We start from the raw sequence: 16,998 nt of genomic DNA on the forward strand, positions 1-16,998 counted from the left end.
AGCAGCTCTCCGGGGCGCGGGACAGTAAGAACCACCGGACAAGGGCTGTGCGCTGGTACCATTTCCGCCGAAAACGGCAAACAACAGACCATACAACACGACTTATGAACTTGGTTCCTGACAGGCTTTCAACCTCCTTAAAGGAACAAACCATGAAAAAGCTTATTGAACTGCGCGAAAAGCGGGCTGCCAAGCTAACTGAGATGCGCGCCCTCCACGCCAAGGACAAGCTGGAGACTAACGAAGAACAGCGTTTCAAGGCGCTGGAAAGTGACGTTACCGAGATTGATGGCCAGATTGCCCGCGAGGAGCGCATGGCCGCTTTTGAGCGTGAAGAGCAGCGGGCGGAAAGCGTCTCTGGTGACAACGCTTTTTCCCGCGAGCTGCGCGGTTATTCCGTTGCCAATGCCATCAACGGCGCGTTGACGGGCCGCCTCACAGGCCGGGAGGCGGAAGTGGATCAGGAATTGAAGCGCGGACGCGAAAGCCGTTCTGGCGCTTCTGGCATTCATCTGGCCATTCCTTCCGAAATCTTGCTGGGCATGGCCGAACAGCGCTCGCAGACAGTCGGCTCCAATGCGGCGGGCGGTTATACCGTTGCCACCAACCTCGCAGCCGTTGCGGATCGTTTCCGCCCGGCTTTGAAGGTGGAAGGTATGGGGGCCACGGTGCTGCGCGGTCTGACTGGCTTTCTGGACCTGCCAAACCTTGCCACCAGCGGCACGGCAAGTTGGGTGGGTGAAGATGGCAACGCCACCCGTTCCAGCGCCTCTTTTGAAAAGGTGTCGATGGCCCCCAAGACCGTGACGGGTGAATACCGCCTTTCGCGCCGCCTGATGCTGCAATCCAGCGCTGCGATTGAAGATATTCTTCGCCGCGATCTGGGTTTTCTGTTGGCGCAAGGGCTTGACCTGGCCGCCATCACCGGCACGGGTACCGCGCCCGAACCTCTGGGCCTACTGTCCACGCCGGGCATTGCCAAAGTCACCACGGATACGGATTTCTCTGACACCACGGCAAACCTGATTGCCGAGCTGGAGCTGGATGACGTGACCGGCACGGCGGCATTCCTCACCAACCCCACGGTGATGAAAGCTGTGCGCAAGATGAAGGATGATGACGGACATGTGATGCCCGTGGGCGAGCTGTTCCACAATGGTCGGGTGGAAACCTCCACGCAGGTTCCCGCCACGCTGGGCGCAAACAACGATAAATCGGCGCTGATCTATGGCCAGTGGGGCGAGCTTTATCTGGGCTATTGGTCGGCGGTGGATATTCTGATCAACCCCTATCACCCGGATGTTGCCAGCAATGGCGGTGCACTTCTCCACGCTTTCCTTGATGCCGATGTGGCCGCCCGCCACCCCAAGGCATTCGCCTACGCGGAGATTTGAACCCTATGATCTCGCTCGCTGACGCAAAGGCTTATATCCGCGTTGATTATGACGACGAGGATTTGATGATTGAACGCCTCATTGCGGCGGCGGGCAATCACCTGAAATCGATTGGCGTCAATATGGACGCCGATCCCCTGCCGCCATCGGTCGAACTCGCACAATTGCTGCTGGTTGGCCATTTCTTTGATAACCGGGACGCAACCGGCGCAACCACCACCTCCGCCATTGATTTTGGCGTGGATCGGCTGATTGCCCCACACCGGGAGCAAGGCATATGAGCGGGTTTGAACGTCGCGGCCTGGCCATCGAGCTTCGCGCCAAGGGCCGCCGCCTTGAAGGTTATGCCGCCACTTTTGGCCGTTCTGCCGACATTGGCGGGCGGTTTATGGAAACCATCGCGCCGGGAGCTTTTTCCGGCTCGTTGCGTTCCAAGGCCGATGTTTTGGCACTGGTGGATCACGATCCGGGCCGGGTTCTGGGCCGCACTCGTTCCGGCTCGCTACGCCTCTCCGAAGACAGCCGGGGTTTGGCCTTCGATCTGGACCTGCCGGAAACAGTGGCGGGCCGCGATGTGCTGGCCTTGGCCGAACGCGGCGATCTTGGCGGCATGTCCTTCGGCTTCACCGCCCTGGACGAGCAACGCGATGGCGACCGCCGCGAACTTCGCGCCGTGGAGCTGCACGAAATCAGCGTGGTCATGGCATGGCCCGCCTATGACGGGACTGTCATTCAGGCCCGTTCCTTCACATTCCCAAGCCCGTTTCGCGACTATGCCGAGCGGGCCTTGCGCCTTCTGGAGATTTCCAAATGAGCCTGTTTGACCGCTTCAAACGGCGTGAGCAACGCGCCGCCATTAAATCGGATGATCCTTATCTGGGCGAGTTTTTCGGTCTTCGCGGCGGTATTGGCGGTTATGTCGATCCGGGCCGCGCCTCTGGCATTGCCGTGGCTCATGCCTGCATTGCCATTGTCAGCCAGAACCTTGCCGCTATGCCGCTCAACCTCTACCGCCGCGCCGACAACGGCGGGCGCGAACGGGCCACAGACCACCCGCTCTACAACGTGTTGCATGACATGGCCAACCCGACCATGACAGCCTATGAAGCCCGCGAGGCGCTGATTGCCTCGCTGATGATAGCAGGCAATGCATTCGCCCGGCTCGAATACAATGGCCGTGGGCAGGTGGCCGCGCTCTATCCGCTGGATGCCGCGCAAGTGGCGGTGGAGCGGTTGGACAGTGGCCGCTTGCGCTATCGCGTTGGCTCTCGCGTCTATCTGCAAGAGGAGATGCTTCACCTTCGCTATCGGCTGGGCCGGTGTGGGGTTATGGGCCTCTCCCCTATTCAGATTGCCCGCGAAACCTTCAACCTCGCCCTGACCCAACAGGAACAGGCCGGAAAGCAGGCGCGTAAAAGCTTCCGGGAAGAGGGGGCTTTGATGTTCCCGCAAGCCCTCGGCAAGGAACAGCGCAATTCGGTTTTGGATAGGCTGGAAAGCAAACTGAATTCTGATCTTTCCACCTCTGGTATTCTCGTCATGGACGGTGGCACGGATTTTAAATCCTTCTCGTTTTCCTCAAAGGATGCCGAGTTTCTGGATAGCCGCAAGCTCGCCAATCTCGACATTTGCCGTATCTGGAACGTGCCGCCGACCTCGGTGGGCATTGTCGATAACGCCACCTATTCCAACAGCGATCAGGAAAGCCGCGCCCTTGTTGTGCGCTGCCTTGCCCCCATGGCCAAACGTGTAGAGCAGGCTATGAATGCCGCCTTGCTGACCACCGAGACCCGCAAGACCCTGTTCATTGAGCACGATCTCGCGGGCCTGCTGCGTGGCGATATGAAGGCCCGTTATGAGGCATATCAGATTGGCCGCAATTGGGGCTGGCTGTCTCCAAACGAAATTCGTGGCTGGGAAAACCTGCCATCAATCGAAGGCGGCGACGAATATCTCTCGCCGCTCAACATGACCACGCTGGGCCAGCGCCAGCCGGAAGGGGAGGGCGTGTAATGGCGGGCAAAGTCGCAATGATCAAACAGGTGGATGCAAAGCGCCTGTTTAAAGCCGCGATTGAGGCGGGCTTTGCCGCCGCCCGGATCACGGTTCACCCGGATGGGCGGATTGAAGCCAGTGCATCGCTCAATGAGAGCGCTGCAAGCCCGGACACCAAAAACTCATGGGATGACGTTCTGAAATGAAAAAGAAGCGCCGAAACGGTTTGCCTGACCATTGCACGCTGGTGATTGACCGCCATAAAAAGCGGCGTATCCGCTTTCGTGCAAAGGGTGTGGACACCTATTTGCCTTATCCGCCGCTTGGTGCGGAGTTTGAGGCCGCCTATGCGCAAGCCTTGGCGGGTGTGACCGAATGGCGCGCAAACGTTGGTATCAGCAAAACCAAGCCCGGCTCTTTCGATGCCCTGACTGTTTCTTATTACCGCTCGCCCGAATTTTCGGGCTTGCGTGACAGCACACAGCAAACCTATCGCCGCATTATCGAGCGGTTCCGTGAGGCCCATGGCAAGCGCATGATCCGCGATTTGCGCCGCGAGCATATCAAGGCGCTGGTGGGGTCGATGGCGGATAAGCCACAGGCGGCAAACCGCTTGCTGTCCCTTCTCAAGATCATGTTGGGCCACGCGCTTGATATTGGCTGGATACCTGCCAACCCGGCCCAAGGCCTCAAAGGCTTTTCAAAGAAGACCAAAGGTTTCCATACGTGGACGGAATTGGAAATTGCCGCCTATGAAGCCCGCCACCCGGAAGGCTCACAGGCCCGCCTTGCGCTTGCACTGCTTCTCTATACCGCACAACGCCGTAGCGACGTGGTGGCCATGGGCTGGGAGAAGATCAAGGGCAAACACATTGTTGTCAAACAGGTGAAAACCGACGCCGAGTTGGATCTGTTCATGCTTCCGGCGCTGACAGACGCAATCCGCCCTTTGCCTCGCGACAAGCCAACATTCCTCACCACCGCATTCGGCAAGCCCTTCACCCCCGCAGGTTTCGGAAATTGGTTCCGCGAGCGCTGCAATGAAGCGGGGCTTGAAAACTGTTCGGCTCACGGTCTGCGCAAAGCAGCGGCCCGGCGCATGGCAGAAGGCGGAATGAGCGGCGACATCATCAAGGCCGTAACAGGCCACACCGACCTAAAACAGGTCTCTGTTTACACCGCAGCGGCAAACCAAGCCATCCTCGCAGAGAAGGGCCTCAAGGCCATCGCGGGGAAGAAAAAGCGAACAAATTCTGTCCAACCTGTCGAAAAAGTTGGACAAACGAAAGGCGATTAATATGGAAAATCAACATGTTGTTGAAAACAATGGCGGACAGGGAGGGATTCGAACCCTCGGTACGCTTTCACGCACACACGCGTTCCAGGCGTGCGCCTTAAACCACTCGGCCACCTGTCCGTTTTTCGAAAAGCTTGCTGCGGGGCAGCTTGACCGTTCGGGCGGGACATATATCAAGGATTCGGCGGCGATCAACCCAAATCTGACAGTTTTTCGACAAAGCCTCGGAAATCTTTTGTCAGGCCCCAGATTGCGTGCTTGGGCTTACAGCGCCGAGCGCCCTATATGGCGCGCAAAGCTTCGCTGTCGCTGTTTAAATCTGCTGCATCATTCTTTAAACCGATTCCGGTTTAAAGAATGATGCAGCAGACGGGCAATCCTGTAAAAGCGGCGCGGGTGAGATGGAAGGGGAAGGTGATGATCCGGGCTTTATTGCGTATTCTCAGTTTTATCATGCTGGTCCTTGCCATCGTGGCTGGTACGACTGATGCCATAGAGTCCGTTGCCTCCTCGGATGTCGTGACGACGGGTTTCGGTTCGCTTTGGGCCGATATCGGCCCGGCAAGCCTTGCCGTGGTCAAGCAGGCAATCACCGCCCATATCAGCAGGGAGGCTTTGCAGCTGGCGGATAAAGGCATATTGCAGCAGCCGGCTTTTGCAGTTTTCCTGACCGTTGCTCTTTTGCTGTGGATCGCTGGCTATAAACGGCGGTCGTCTGCCGGGCGGTTTGCAGCCTGATATTCCGATCTAAGGCAAGCTCCCGGTCTATGACGTCGGTAATACCTATCGCTCTGAGGTGTATTCTGACGTCATGTGGATTTAGAGCTGTAAAAGGCTGGTTGCGGAGAGACGTTTGCCGTAAAAACTCCTTGGGCGGGTGCGTTTTATGACGCCGAGGAAGGTCATCAACACTCTCTGGCCAAGAACGCCTGTGGTTAACGCAGGCTGTGCTATACAGGCGCGCGTCGCCCGTCGGCTAAAAATACAGCAAACAAGCCGTTGATGTGGCTTGTTTTTCGACTTTCAGCTTTAAAAAACAGCAGCCCTGTTAATATTTACCAGTTGAAAAAAATCTGGTGAATTTTTTGGAAAGCCGTGCAAGGATGCGGCCCAGCCGAACCTAAGAGGGGGCGGGCTGGCCGTCGCGACGCAATTCTTCGTCGCGCATGGAAAGCCTATAAAGAACAACACAAGCAACATCAGGGCTGCACAATGAAGAAATCCCTTATCACGCTGTTTGCCATGGCCGCCATGTCGGCCTCGGCGCTCGCTGCCGACATCAAGCCGGCGCTCGTCTATGGCACCGGCGGCAAGTTCGACAAATCCTTCAACGAGGCAGCATTCCACGGCGCAGACAAGTTCGAGAAGGAAACCGGCATCAAGTTCCGGGATTTCGAACCGACCAGCGATACCCAGGGCGAACAGGCGATCCGCAACTTTGCTTCCAAGGGCTTCAGCCCGATTGTCGCCGTATCCTTCGCCTGGACCTCGGCCATGGAAAAGGTCGCGACCGAGTTTCCCGAAACCAAATTCGTGATCGTCGATTCGGTCGTGGATAAGCCGAATGTTCGCTCCGTCGTCTTCCGGGAAGAAGAAGGCTCCTATCTGGTTGGTCTGCTGGCCGGCATGGCCTCCAAAACCGGCAAAGTCAGCTTTGTCGGCGGCATGGACATTCCGCTGATCCGCAAGTTCGAATGCGGCTATGAGCAGGGCGCACGCGCTGCCAATCCGAAGATCGAAGTGTTGCAGAACATGGTTGGCACGACAGGTGCGGCCTGGAACGATCCGGTTCGCGCTGGCGAGTTGACCAAGAACCAGATGGACCAGGGCTCCGACGTGATCTACGCGGCCGCCGGTGCATCCGGCATGGGCGTGTTGCAGACCGCAGCCGATGCCAAGAAACTGTCGATCGGCGTCGATTCCAACCAGAACCATCTTCATCCCGGCTCAGTGCTGACCTCGATGGTCAAGCGCGTCGATCTTGCTGTCTATAACGCCTATGCCGATGCCAAGGCCGACAAGTTCAAGCCTGGTCTTGAAGTGCTTGGCGTCAAGGAAGATGGCGTCATGGCGGCGCTCGACGACAACAACAAGGCGTTGATTACACCGGAAATGAAGGCGGCCGTCGAAAAGGCCCGCGCCGATATCATTGCTGGCACAGTCAAGGTTCATGATTACATGGCAGACAATTCCTGCCCGAAGTGATCTGAAACGAGGGCGCGAGCGGTATTCCGCCTCGCGCCCTTTTCATGTCCGTTAGAGCGCTTCCGCTTTTCGTCGAACAGCGAAAATTCTCTCTCTTTTTGCATTTCCGGACGCAAACCTGCTTCGCATCTTTGCTGGAAATACTCTCTCCGGAGTTTTGCACGTGGCCCAAACCCCTGCGATTGAACTCATCGGGATCGATAAGAAATTCGGTCCGGTTCATGCCAACAAGAATATCAACCTGACAGTGGCCAAGGGCTCGATCCATGGCATTATCGGTGAGAACGGTGCCGGGAAATCGACGCTGATGTCGATCCTCTATGGGTTTTACCAGGCAGATGGCGGCGAGATTAAAATCGGCGGCCAGACAACTGTCATCAAGGACAGTCAGGCGGCCATTTCAAGCGGCATTGGCATGGTGCATCAGCATTTCATGCTGGTCGAGAATTTCACCGTGCTGGAAAATGTCATGCTGGGCGCCGAAGGTGGCGCTTTGCTGGCCAAGGGAACGGCAGCGGCCCGCGCCTCCCTGAAACAGTTGGAAACGGATTACGGGCTGGATGTCGATCCCGATGCTGTAGTCGAGGAATTGCCGGTCGGTCGCCAGCAGCGGGTTGAAATTTTGAAAGCGCTGTATCGCGGTGCCGATATTCTCATTCTCGACGAGCCGACGGGAGTGCTGACGCCCGCCGAGGCCGATCATCTGTTCAAGATCCTGCGTGTGCTGCGCGATCAGGGCAAGACGGTGATCCTGATTACCCATAAACTCCGGGAAATCATGGCGATTACCGATATGGTTTCTGTCATGCGTCGCGGCGAAATCGTGGCCACCCGCAAGACCTCGGAGACCACAGTCGAAGAACTGGCGGAGCTGATGGTTGGCCGCCGGGTGCTGCTGCGGGTCGACAAGCAGCCTGCCCAGCCGCGTGACGTTCTGCTGTCGGTGCGCAACCTGACCGTTAAGGACAGTCGCGGCGTCGTCATGGTCGATGATGTGTCCTTCGATGTGCGCGAAGGTGAGATTGTCGGCATTGCTGGCGTAGCGGGCAATGGCCAGAGCGAATTGCTGGAAGCGATCACCGGCATTCGCAAGCCGGTATCGGGCGAGATTCTCATCGCTGGCAAATCGGTCACCGGTTATGATCCGGCTCGATTGCGAGATCTTGGGCTTGCCCATATCCCTGAAGATCGCCATCACATGGGCCTTGTCCTGCCCTTTGAGGAAAGCCAGAACGCTATTCTCGGCTATCACCGCGACGAGCGCTACGGAAAGGGCATGTTTCTCGATCCGAAGGCGATCCGGGCTGCCGCCGAGGTCGAGATTGCCAAATATGATATCCGACCACCCAATCCCCGATTGAAGACGGCCAATTTTTCGGGCGGCAATCAGCAGAAGATCGTCGTTGCCCGCGAGATCGAGCGCGATCCGAACGTGCTGATCATCGGCCAGCCGACCCGTGGCGTCGATATCGGCGCCATCGAATTCATCCACCGGCGCATCGTCGAAACCCGTGATAAGGGTAAGGCGCTGCTGCTGGTATCGGTGGAACTGGATGAAATCCGCTCCTTGTCCGACCGCATCCTGGTGATGTTTGCCGGCAAGGTGGTGGGCGAAAAGACGGCAGATGCCGATGAACAGACGCTGGGCCTGATGATGGCCGGCATTGCCGCTTGAGGTTTTGATGAGTACCGCTTCCATTCCGCTGCCGAACTGGATCACCTACGGGCTTTTGCCGTTGATCAACCTGCTGCTGGCTTTTTTTATTTCCGGCCTGGTCGTGTGGATCATTGGCGAAAATCCCTGGGACGCCCTGGTCCTCATGCTTCAGGGCGCGCTGGGTCGCGGTGAAGGCATTGGTTTTACGCTCTATTATGCGACCAATTTCATTTTTACCGGCCTGTCGGTGGCTGTTGCCTACCATGCCGGGTTGTTCAACATCGGCTCCGAAGGCCAGGCCTATGTCGGTGGTCTTGGCGCAGCGCTGGTGGCCTTGGCATTGGACCATTATTGTCCGTGGTATGTCACCATGCCGTTTGCGGTGATCGGGGCGGCTGTGTTCGGGGCGGCCTGGGCGTTGATTCCGGCTTGGCTACAGGCAAAGCGCGGTAGCCATATCGTCATCACCACCATCATGTTCAACTTCATCGGCGCGGCGCTGATGGTGTATCTGCTGGTGCATGTGCTGATCGTGCCCGGCAAGATGGCGCCGGAAACCCGGACCTTTCTTGAGGGCGGTCAATTGCCGAAGCTGGATTGGCTGATGGCGTTGTTTGGCCTGAAGCTCGGCCCCGCTCCCTTCAACGTCTCCTTCATCATCGCTTTGGTGATGGCGGCAGCGGTCTGGGTGCTGATCTGGCGCACTAAGCTTGGCTATGAAATGCGCACGCTCGGCATCAGTCGGTCTGCGGCGGCCTATGCCGGGATTCCCTATGTGAAAATCGTCATCATCACCATGCTGATATCAGGTGGCCTCGCCGGTATGATGTCGCTGAATACGGTGATGGGCGCTTCCGCTCGCCTCCAGGTGGAATTTGTCGGCGGCGCGGGCTTTGTCGGTATCGCCGTCAGCCTGATGGGCCGCAGCCATCCGCTCGGCATCGTCATTGCCGCCATCCTGTTCGGCGTGCTCTACCAAGGCGGTGCGGAACTGTCCTTCGATATGCCCAATATCACCCGCGACATGATCGTGGTCATCCAGGGTCTGGTGATCCTGTTTGCAGGGGCGCTGGAATTCATGTTCCGACCGGCGCTGGTGCGTTTCTACCAGACGATTGCCCGTCCGGCTGCCCGCCCCGCCCCGTCAAGCCCCGCCCCTTCAAACAAGTGAGGATCTGACGATATGGATAATTTCGATATGATCGTCAGCATCCTGGGCTCCACGGTGCGTCTGTCGATCCCGCTGATTTTCACGGCGCTGGCCGGGCTGTTTTCCGAACGGGCCGGGGTGTTCGACATCGGGTTGGAAGGCAAGATGCTGGCGGGTGCTTTCGCGGCAGCCTGCGTTGCCTATCTCACCGGCTCGGCCTGGGCGGGGCTTGCAGGCGGCATTGCGGTGTCCATCGGCTTTTCGCTGATCCACGGCTTTGCCTCGATCACCAATCGCGGCAATCAGATCATTTCCGGCGTGGCGCTGAATTTCGTTGCAGCAGGCCTGACTGCGGTTTTGGGTCAGGCCTGGTTCAGCCAGGGCGGACGTACGCCCCAACTGCCGGGCGATGCCCGCTTTCAACCGATCGTGCTTCCGGGCGCTGAGGCCCTGCGTGACGTGCCGTTTCTTGGCCCTCTCTATGCCAATGTGGTTTCCGGCAACAATGCCTTGACCTATTTGGCCTTCCTGGCCGTCCCACTCAGTTGGTGGGTGCTGTACCGCACCCGTTTTGGCCTCAGGCTGCGGGCCGTGGGCGAAAATCCCGGTGCTGTCGATACGGCAGGGATTTCCGTGGCTTGGCTGCGCTACCGGGCGGTGATCGTTGCTGGCTTTCTCTGCGGCTTTGCCGGAGCCTATCTCGCCATCGCCCAATCGGCGGCTTTCATCCGCGACATGTCGGCGGGCAAGGGCTATATCGCGCTTGCCGCGCTGATCTTTGCCAAATGGAAGCCGGTGCCTGTGATGTTCGCCTGCCTGCTGTTCGGCTTTCTCGATGCCATGTCTAATTTCATGCAGGGCAAGGCGGTACCGGGCATTGGTGAAGTGCCGGTGCAAATTTTCCAGGCCCTGCCCTATATTCTCACCTGTATCCTGCTGGCTGGCTTTATCGGAGCGGCCAATGGTCCCAAGGCGGGCGGCGTGCCCTATGTGAAGGAACGGTAATATGTCTCACGACCTGTTCGAGGCGGCCCGCGATGCCATGCGCCATGCCCATGCGCCCTATTCGAAATTTCCGGTCGGCGCTGCGATCCGCGCCGATGACGGCAAGATCTATACCGGCGCCAATATCGAGAACCTGTCTTTTCCTCAAGGCTGGTGCGCCGAGCCGACGGCCATCGGCTGCATGATTATGGGCGGCGGACGGAAAATCGTCGAGATTGCCGTCATCGCTGAAAAGCTGGCGCTCTGCCCGCCTTGCGGCGGCTGCCGTCAGAAAATCCGGGAATTTGCTTCGCCTGAGACGAAAATCTATCTCTGCGATGAGGTGGGCGTGCAAAAGGTGATGAGCATGGACGAATTGCTGCCCTTCAGCTTCGAGACGGATACACTCGGATGACCCCCGCGGTCGATCTCCTCATCGACAGGCTGAACGGGCTTCTGCCACGCATCGCTATCGTGCTGGGTTCTGGCCTTGGCGGATTGGTGGACGAAGTGGAGAACGCGGTTCGCATTCCCTTTGCCGACATACCGGGTTTTCCGCAGGGCGGCGTTTCCGGCCATGCCAAGGAACTGGTGGCCGGGCTTTTCGCCGGTCAGCCGATTATCATGCTGGCGGGCAGGGTGCATTATTACGAAGCGGGCGATGCCGCAGCCATGCGGTTGCCCATCGAGACGCTGGCAGCGCTTGGCGTGACGACGCTGATCCTCACCAATGCAGCCGGTTCCTTGCGGGCCGACATGCCGCCCGGATCGGTGATGCAGATTACCGATCACATCAATTTTTCCGGTCGCAACCCGCTGATTGGCGAGGTGGGGGATGGCCGGTTCGTGGGCATGACCCAGGCCTATGACGGCGAATTGGCCGAGGCCATGCGCCGTGCGGCAGACGCTGAAGACATTTCCCTGTCATCCGGCGTCTATATGTGGTTTTCTGGACCAAGTTTTGAGACGCCAGCGGAAATCCGCATGGCGCGGACGCTGGGTGCCGATGCGGTCGGCATGTCCACCGTGCCGGAAGTCATTCTGGCGCGGTTTTTCGGCCTTAAGGTTGCGGCCGCGTCGGTTATCACCAATTATGGAGCAGGGATGACGGGCGCCGAACTCAGCCACGAGGAGACCAAGGATATGGCCCCGATTGGCGGGAGACGGCTTGCCGCCATCCTCAAGCGAATGATCGTTCATGGAGGAGCAGATCTTGGATAGTCGTGAACTGCGCGAATGCGCTGCCGTCGCCCTGTCGGTGCTGGATCTGACCAATCTGAAAGACGATTGCAGACCGGAAGAAATCGATGAACTTTGCGCCCGTGCCGTGACGTCATTCGGCCATACGGCGGCGATCTGCATCTGGCCGCGTTTCGTAGCGCAGGCGCGCGGCTTGCTTGGTCATGACGGCCAGGTGAAGATCGCAACGGTGGTCAATTTCCCCTCGGGCAATCTTGATATTGCAGCGGTTGTCGCGGAAACCGAGATAGCTCTGGCCGATGGTGCCGACGAGATCGATCTGGTCATCCCCTACCATGCTTTTATCGAAGGCGATGAAACGGCCGTGATGGACATGATTCGGGCTGTCAGAGCCGTGATCGCCTCGCCCGCAATTCTCAAGGTTATTCTGGAAACCGGCGAGTTGAAAAGTGCCGCCCTTATCCGCCGCGCCTCGCAGATCGCGATTGCCGAAGGTGCTGATTTCATCAAGACGTCGACAGGCAAGGTCGCGGTCAACGCCACCCTTGAGGCAGCCGATATCATGCTCCAGGAAATCCGCGACAGTGGCCGCAAGGTCGGCTTCAAGCCGGCGGGTGGCATTTCCACAGTCAAGGATGCGAGCCTGTATTTCCGCCACGCCAGCGCGATCATGGGCGAGGATTGGGTGATGCCCTCCACCTTCCGTTTCGGCGCATCCGGCCTGTTGAATGATATCCTGGCGATCCTGTCCGGCGAAAAATCCTCGGCCCCAGCCAGCGGCTATTGATATGCAGGCCGTCGAGATCATTCGCCGTAAGCGCGACGGAGAGGAGCTTTCCAGTGCTGATCTACAGGCCTTCATCCGCGCCTTGAGCCGGGATGAATTGTCGGAAGGGCAGATCGCCGCGTTTGCCATGGCGGTCTTCCTGCGGGGCATGAGCGATGCCGAGACGGTGGCGCTGACCTTGGCGATGCGCGACAGCGGTACGGTTCTATCGTGGAAGACGGCTGGTCGTCCCGTGGCCGACAAGCATTCCACCGGCGGCGTCGGCGACAATGTCTCGCTGATGCTGGCCCCGATGATGGCCGCCTGTGGGCTGGCGGTGCCGATGATTTCCGGGCGGGGACTTGGCCATACCGGGGGGACGCTGGACAAGCTGGAATCGATACCCGGCTATGATATTGCGCCGGATGCCTCGGTCTTCCGTACATTGGTGGAGGAGATTGGCTGCGCCATCATCGGCCAGACCGCTGACCTTGCCCCCGCCGACAAACGGCTTTACGCGGTTCGCGATGTGACGGCGACGGTGGAATCCGTGCCACTGATCACCGCCTCCATTCTCTCCAAGAAACTCGCCAGCGGGCTGGAAAGCCTGGTGATGGATGTCAAATTCGGCAATGGCGCCTTCATGGGCCAGATCGAAGAGGCACGGGTATTGGCGCGTTCACTGGTGGCGGTCGCCAATGGCGCAGGCACCAGAACCTCGGCGCTGCTGACCGATATGAACCAACCCTTGGCGGATTGTGCGGGTAATGCCGTGGAAATAGCCAATGCAGTCGCCTTTCTGAGAGGTGAGAAGGCGGGAACCCGGTTGGAAACCGTGACACTGGCTCTCGGTGCCGAGATGCTGGTCAATGGCGGGGTTGAGCCGGATCGGGACGCTGCTGACATCAGGTGTCGCCAAGCCCTGGACAGCGGTCGGGCTGCCGAGATTTTCGGGCGCATGGTGCATGGGCTGGGCGGGCCGGTGGATTTCATCGACAGGGTTGGGCAATATCTCCCCAAGGCGGTGCTCGACATTCCGGTTCTTGCCACGCAATCCGGCTTCATTTCCACGGTCGCCACGCGCGATATTGGTCTTGCAGTCATCGACCTTGGCGGAGGCCGCCGCCGTGCCTCAGACAGGATTGACCATTCGGTTGGCTTCAGCGGCTTCCTGCCGGTGGGAACCGCTGTTACCAAAGGCGACGTTCTGGCTGTCGTTCATGCTGCCGATGAAGCCAGCGGCACCCGCGCCGCGCAGGTCATAGCGGCAAGTTTTGCCATCGGCGATGAAGCGCTGGTGCCGGGGCCTGCGGTGGTTGAATGGCTCAACTCTCAATCGTGAACTGCACTCTGTCGGCGGGAAAGCGCGTTACGGCATATTGCACCGGCACGCCATCCAGATCGGTGTTCAGCGCTTTGGTGATCATCACGATGGCACCGGGTGACAGGCCGAGTTCATCCCGGTCGGAAGGATCGGCATGGACGGCACTGATGTCGGTGCGCACGCGCAGATAATCGGCAAGACCACAGGCTGCGAAGGCGGCGGTGATTGAGCCGCTCTGCCGATATGCCACATCGATCCCTTCGAAACGGGGCAGGGGAAACCAAATGGTGGAGCGTGACACCGCCCGGCCATCCGCTTTGCGCAGCACTTCCAGCCGAATCACCTGAACGCCGTCTGCCAATTGCAAATGGTCCATCAGGTCAGCGCTGGGTGTCTCGACGGCGCTTTCCAGTAAGAGACCTTCCAGCGCCCGCGCCTGACCGCCGATGCCGGGCGTGAAACGGGTGCGCTTTGAAATCGGAAAACTGATCCGATCCCGTCGCTCGATCAGCGTGCCGCGTCCCTGAACCGCGCGCACGATCCCCTCCTGGGCAAGGGCCGCCAGCGCACTGCGCACCGTATGTCTGTTGACACCAAATTCGCTAGCCAGAATCGTTTCCGGCGGCACCATGCCCGTCGTGTCATAGGTGCCATCGCTGATCGATACCCGGATTCGATCGGCAATCTGGCGCCAGAGCGCCACGCCGGTCTGTCTTTCGATTGCTTTTTGTCCCGCCACTTTCTGCACCGTCATGTCACACGCTTGTCATCCCGGAGGAATATTTGTAAAGATAAGTTGTATGGTTGTCTATATTAATAGACAAATGGAGGTTTGGCAATGGGCGCACGAGCAAAAAGTGCAAATCCAGATGATGTACATCGAAAAAGAGTTGTTGACCTTTTGGCCGCGGCCCAAGTGGACGAATTGAAGGTGCTGTGGAGCGCGCTGCCGTTTGCGCCGGAAGCACATTTCCTGCGCGGACCAGAGACTGGTCTGGTCATGGTGCGCGGACGTATCGGTGGCGGTGGCGCGTCCTTCAATCTGGGTGAAGTGACGGTGACGCGGGCGACATGCAGGCTGGCATCCGGCCAGGTCGGGCATGCCCAGGCGCTTGGCACGTCAAAGGAAAAGGCGCGGCTTTCGGCAATTTTCGACGCTCTTTGGCAGGATGAGGCGCATCGCGACCGGATTGAGGCGTTGTTGGCGGCTGTGGAGCGGCGTCTGAATGAAGGCGACCGCGTCAAGGCGGAGCAGGTGGCGGCAACGAAGGTGGATTTCTTCACCATGGTCAGAGGAGAAGACTGATGCTCGAAGCGGAAAGCCTGACCGGCGGTTTTACTCAGCCGGTATTTGAAGCGCAAAGCGTGTTTCGTGCTGTTATGGACGGTATGGCCCGGCCCGGCACCCACCAGATTGTTCCCCTGTCGTTGCACCCGCCAGCCCCATTCAATCTGGCGCAGGCGGCCATCGCATTGACGCTGTGTGACGCCGATACCCGCGTCTGGCTCAGCGGCGGGCTTGCCAAAAATGCGACGCCCGCCTGGCTGAGCTTTCACACTGGCGCGGTGGCGACAACCGACAAGACCGAAGCACAGTTTGCGTTTTTCGAAGCAGGCAGCCCGCTTGCGGCATTCGCGCAATTTTCCACGGGTACGCAGGACTATCCCGACCGCTCGGTGACCCTTGTCTACGAAGTCACCAGCCTCGAAGGCGGCCAGCCGCTTACTCTGAAGGGACCCGGCATCCAAGACCGGACAATGATCGCTCCGCTTGGCCTGCCGGACGGTTTCCTGCGCCATTGGCAGGACAATCATGCCCTGTTTCCGCGCGGCGTCGATGTGATTGTCACTGCCGGTCGGGATTTTCTCTGCCTGCCGCGCAGCTGCGCGATCCTATCCGAGGAGGCGTGAATGTATGTTGCAGTAAAGGGCGGCGAGACCGCCATTGCCAATGCCCACAGCCTGCTGGCCGACCGTCGCCGGGGTGATCGAAGCCTGCCGACAATGACCGTCGATCAGATTGTCGAGCAATTGGCGCTGGCGGTTGGCCGCGTCATGGCCGAGGCCTCGCTTTATGATCGCAAGCTTGCGGCGCTGGCCATCAAACAGGCGCGGGGCGACATGATCGAGGCGATCTTCCTGCTGCGCGCCTATCGCACCACGCTGCCGCGGTTTGGTCTGTCAGAGCCGGTCGATACCGGCGCGATGTTAATCGAGCGGCGGATTTCCGCCACCTACAAGGATTTGCCCGGCGGCCAGCTGCTAGGCCCGACCTTCGACTATACCCACCGTCTGCTCGATCCGTCATTGCTGGAAGAAGGCGAGGTGGAGCCTCCGGTTCAGAAAATGCCATCCAGCGAACCCGCCATGCGGGTCTCCGATATCTTGCGCGAGGAAGGGTTGATCGAACCAGACGGTGACATGCCAGAGGATCATCTGGCGGGCGATATTACCCGCGAGCCTATCGAGTTTCCGATGGCGCGCGATTTGCGGCTGCAATCGCTGGCCCGTGGCGATGAAGGTTTCCTTCTGGCGCTCGCCTACTCCACCCAGCGCGGCTATGGCCGCAGCCATCCGTTTGCCGGCGAAATCCGCTTGGGCGAGGTTGAGGTGGAGCTGGATGTGCCGGAGCTTGGCTTTGCCGTATCGCTTGGGCGTATCCAGGTCACAGAATGCCAGATGGTCAACCAGTTCAAGGGATCGTCGAAAGCCCCGCCGCAATTCACACGAGGCTACGGTCTCGTGTTTGGTCAGAGCGAACGAAAGGCGATGGCCATGTCGCTGGTGGATCGGTCATTGCGCGCCGAAGAGCTCGGCGAGGATATCACGGCACCCGCCCAGGACCAGGAGTTCGTCCTGTCCCATTGTGACAATGTGCAGGCAACAGGGTTCGTCGAACATCTAAAACTGCCGCATTACGTGGATTTCCAGGCAGAACTCGATCTGGTGCGGCGTATGCGATCTGAACACGAGCAGGCCCGCCAGCAAGGGCTAGACCTGAGCGAGGCGGCGGAATGACCGGGATA

Annotated in this window: 19 protein-coding genes and 1 tRNA gene; 18 read left to right on the forward strand and 2 right to left on the reverse strand. The window is 59.0% G+C overall.

From position 1 onward, the window contains the following. Positions 1 to 152: 152 nt before the first annotated feature. Genes ASB66_RS05565 through ASB66_RS05590 form a run of 6 tightly spaced genes read left to right on the forward strand, consistent with a single transcriptional unit; the run spans position 153 to position 4,686 of the window. The gene (locus ASB66_RS05565) at positions 153 to 1,394 is read left to right on the forward strand and encodes a phage major capsid protein (protein WP_060719344.1); all 1,242 of its coding nucleotides are present in this window, start codon (positions 153 to 155) and stop codon (positions 1,392 to 1,394) included. Between the two features lie 5 nt (positions 1,395 to 1,399). Next, positions 1,400 to 1,675 (forward strand): head-tail connector protein, encoded by a 276-nt coding sequence (locus tag ASB66_RS05570; RefSeq protein WP_060719343.1) that lies wholly within the window; start codon positions 1,400 to 1,402, stop codon positions 1,673 to 1,675. Then, the gene (locus ASB66_RS05575; protein WP_060719342.1) at positions 1,672 to 2,208 is read left to right on the forward strand and encodes an HK97 family phage prohead protease; all 537 of its coding nucleotides are present in this window, start codon (positions 1,672 to 1,674) and stop codon (positions 2,206 to 2,208) included. The genes ASB66_RS05570 and ASB66_RS05575 overlap by 4 nt, the downstream gene beginning before the upstream one ends. Then, a complete protein-coding gene (locus ASB66_RS05580) occupies positions 2,205 to 3,407 on the forward strand; it encodes a phage portal protein (RefSeq protein WP_060719341.1) in 1,203 nt (400 codons plus the stop codon). The genes ASB66_RS05575 and ASB66_RS05580 overlap by 4 nt, the downstream gene beginning before the upstream one ends. After that, positions 3,407 to 3,595: a hypothetical protein gene (locus tag ASB66_RS05585; RefSeq protein WP_060719340.1), complete on the forward strand. Its 189-nt coding sequence runs from the start codon at positions 3,407 to 3,409 to the stop codon at positions 3,593 to 3,595. The genes ASB66_RS05580 and ASB66_RS05585 overlap by 1 nt, the downstream gene beginning before the upstream one ends. Next, positions 3,592 to 4,686, forward strand: coding sequence for a tyrosine-type recombinase/integrase (locus ASB66_RS05590; RefSeq protein WP_060719339.1), 1,095 nt, complete (start codon positions 3,592 to 3,594; stop codon positions 4,684 to 4,686). Before ASB66_RS05585 ends, ASB66_RS05590 begins: the two co-directional genes overlap by 4 nt. A gap of 30 nt (positions 4,687 to 4,716) precedes the next feature. On the opposite strand, the gene ASB66_RS05595 is transcribed toward ASB66_RS05590, so the two are convergent. Next, positions 4,717 to 4,806 (reverse strand) — tRNA-Ser (locus tag ASB66_RS05595). 297 nt (positions 4,807 to 5,103) lie between these two features. Here ASB66_RS05595 and ASB66_RS05600 point away from each other — a divergent pair. From ASB66_RS05600 to deoA, 9 genes are all read left to right on the forward strand, one after another. Then, positions 5,104 to 5,424: a hypothetical protein gene (locus tag ASB66_RS05600; RefSeq protein WP_060719338.1), complete on the forward strand. Its 321-nt coding sequence runs from the start codon at positions 5,104 to 5,106 to the stop codon at positions 5,422 to 5,424. Between the two features lie 474 nt (positions 5,425 to 5,898). Further along, entirely contained in the window at positions 5,899 to 6,891 is a 993-nt protein-coding gene (locus ASB66_RS05605; RefSeq protein WP_060719337.1) for a BMP family lipoprotein, read from the forward strand. Between the two features lie 163 nt (positions 6,892 to 7,054). Then, a complete protein-coding gene (locus ASB66_RS05610) occupies positions 7,055 to 8,566 on the forward strand; it encodes an ABC transporter ATP-binding protein (RefSeq protein WP_060719336.1) in 1,512 nt (503 codons plus the stop codon). Positions 8,567 to 8,573: 7 nt separating this feature from the next. After that, on the forward strand, positions 8,574 to 9,719 hold the full coding sequence (locus tag ASB66_RS05615; RefSeq protein WP_060719478.1) for an ABC transporter permease: 1,146 nt from the start codon (positions 8,574 to 8,576) through the stop codon (positions 9,717 to 9,719). A 12-nt stretch (positions 9,720 to 9,731) separates the two neighbouring features. After that, positions 9,732 to 10,703, forward strand: a complete 972-nt coding sequence (locus tag ASB66_RS05620; RefSeq protein WP_060719335.1) for an ABC transporter permease — start codon at positions 9,732 to 9,734, stop codon at positions 10,701 to 10,703. A 1-nt stretch (position 10,704) separates the two neighbouring features. Further along, entirely contained in the window at positions 10,705 to 11,097 is a 393-nt protein-coding gene (locus tag ASB66_RS05625; RefSeq protein WP_060719334.1) for a cytidine deaminase, read from the forward strand. Next, positions 11,094 to 11,903: a purine-nucleoside phosphorylase gene (locus ASB66_RS05630; protein ID WP_060719333.1), complete on the forward strand. Its 810-nt coding sequence runs from the start codon at positions 11,094 to 11,096 to the stop codon at positions 11,901 to 11,903. The genes ASB66_RS05625 and ASB66_RS05630 overlap by 4 nt, the downstream gene beginning before the upstream one ends. Further along, entirely contained in the window at positions 11,896 to 12,669 is a 774-nt protein-coding gene (gene deoC, locus ASB66_RS05635; RefSeq protein ID WP_060719477.1) for a deoxyribose-phosphate aldolase, read from the forward strand. The genes ASB66_RS05630 and deoC overlap by 8 nt, the downstream gene beginning before the upstream one ends. 1 nt (position 12,670) lies before the next feature. Continuing rightward, complete coding sequence (gene deoA, locus ASB66_RS05640) at positions 12,671 to 13,990, forward strand: thymidine phosphorylase (protein WP_060719332.1); 1,320 nt, start codon at positions 12,671 to 12,673, stop codon at positions 13,988 to 13,990. Here the strand turns inward: deoA and phnF are convergent. Then, the gene (gene phnF / locus ASB66_RS05645; RefSeq protein ID WP_060719476.1) at positions 13,974 to 14,711 is read right to left on the reverse strand and encodes a phosphonate metabolism transcriptional regulator PhnF; all 738 of its coding nucleotides are present in this window, start codon (positions 14,709 to 14,711) and stop codon (positions 13,974 to 13,976) included. The two genes, deoA and phnF, sit on opposite strands and share 17 nt — an antisense overlap. Positions 14,712 to 14,804: 93 nt before the next feature. On the opposite strand from phnF, the gene phnG reads away from it, so the two are divergent. The 3 genes from phnG to ASB66_RS05660 are packed head-to-tail and all read left to right on the forward strand — an operon-like array spanning position 14,805 to position 16,990. Then, positions 14,805 to 15,278, forward strand: a complete 474-nt coding sequence (phnG, locus tag ASB66_RS05650) for a phosphonate C-P lyase system protein PhnG (protein WP_420094373.1) — start codon at positions 14,805 to 14,807, stop codon at positions 15,276 to 15,278. Beyond that, positions 15,278 to 15,883 (forward strand): phosphonate C-P lyase system protein PhnH, encoded by a 606-nt coding sequence (gene phnH, locus ASB66_RS05655; protein WP_411910094.1) that lies wholly within the window; start codon positions 15,278 to 15,280, stop codon positions 15,881 to 15,883. The genes phnG and phnH overlap by 1 nt, the downstream gene beginning before the upstream one ends. Continuing rightward, a complete protein-coding gene (locus ASB66_RS05660) occupies positions 15,884 to 16,990 on the forward strand; it encodes a carbon-phosphorus lyase complex subunit (protein ID WP_060719329.1) in 1,107 nt (368 codons plus the stop codon). It abuts the gene before it with no gap. Positions 16,991 to 16,998: the final 8 nt, after the last annotated feature.

Source organism: Gillisella vitis, from assembly GCF_001541345.2.
GTDB classification, from domain to species: domain Bacteria; phylum Pseudomonadota; class Alphaproteobacteria; order Rhizobiales; family Rhizobiaceae; genus Allorhizobium; species Allorhizobium vitis.

Coding starts and splice junctions, on each gene's coding strand:
- ASB66_RS05615 (WP_060719478.1), top strand. CDS start 8,574: ATGAGTACCGCTTCCATTCCGCTGCCGAACTGGATCACCTACGGGCTT.
- ASB66_RS05565 (WP_060719344.1), top strand. CDS start 153: ATGAAAAAGCTTATTGAACTGCGCGAAAAGCGGGCTGCCAAGCTAACT.
- deoA (WP_060719332.1), top strand. CDS start 12,671: ATGCAGGCCGTCGAGATCATTCGCCGTAAGCGCGACGGAGAGGAGCTT.
- ASB66_RS05605 (WP_060719337.1), top strand. CDS start 5,899: ATGAAGAAATCCCTTATCACGCTGTTTGCCATGGCCGCCATGTCGGCC.
- phnH (WP_411910094.1), top strand. CDS start 15,278: ATGCTCGAAGCGGAAAGCCTGACCGGCGGTTTTACTCAGCCGGTATTT.
- ASB66_RS05630 (WP_060719333.1), top strand. CDS start 11,094: ATGACCCCCGCGGTCGATCTCCTCATCGACAGGCTGAACGGGCTTCTG.
- ASB66_RS05625 (WP_060719334.1), top strand. CDS start 10,705: ATGTCTCACGACCTGTTCGAGGCGGCCCGCGATGCCATGCGCCATGCC.
- ASB66_RS05600 (WP_060719338.1), top strand. CDS start 5,104: ATGATCCGGGCTTTATTGCGTATTCTCAGTTTTATCATGCTGGTCCTT.
- ASB66_RS05620 (WP_060719335.1), top strand. CDS start 9,732: ATGGATAATTTCGATATGATCGTCAGCATCCTGGGCTCCACGGTGCGT.
- ASB66_RS05660 (WP_060719329.1), top strand. CDS start 15,884: ATGTATGTTGCAGTAAAGGGCGGCGAGACCGCCATTGCCAATGCCCAC.
- ASB66_RS05570 (WP_060719343.1), top strand. CDS start 1,400: ATGATCTCGCTCGCTGACGCAAAGGCTTATATCCGCGTTGATTATGAC.
- ASB66_RS05580 (WP_060719341.1), top strand. CDS start 2,205: ATGAGCCTGTTTGACCGCTTCAAACGGCGTGAGCAACGCGCCGCCATT.
- ASB66_RS05590 (WP_060719339.1), top strand. CDS start 3,592: ATGAAAAAGAAGCGCCGAAACGGTTTGCCTGACCATTGCACGCTGGTG.
- ASB66_RS05575 (WP_060719342.1), top strand. CDS start 1,672: ATGAGCGGGTTTGAACGTCGCGGCCTGGCCATCGAGCTTCGCGCCAAG.
- ASB66_RS05585 (WP_060719340.1), top strand. CDS start 3,407: ATGGCGGGCAAAGTCGCAATGATCAAACAGGTGGATGCAAAGCGCCTG.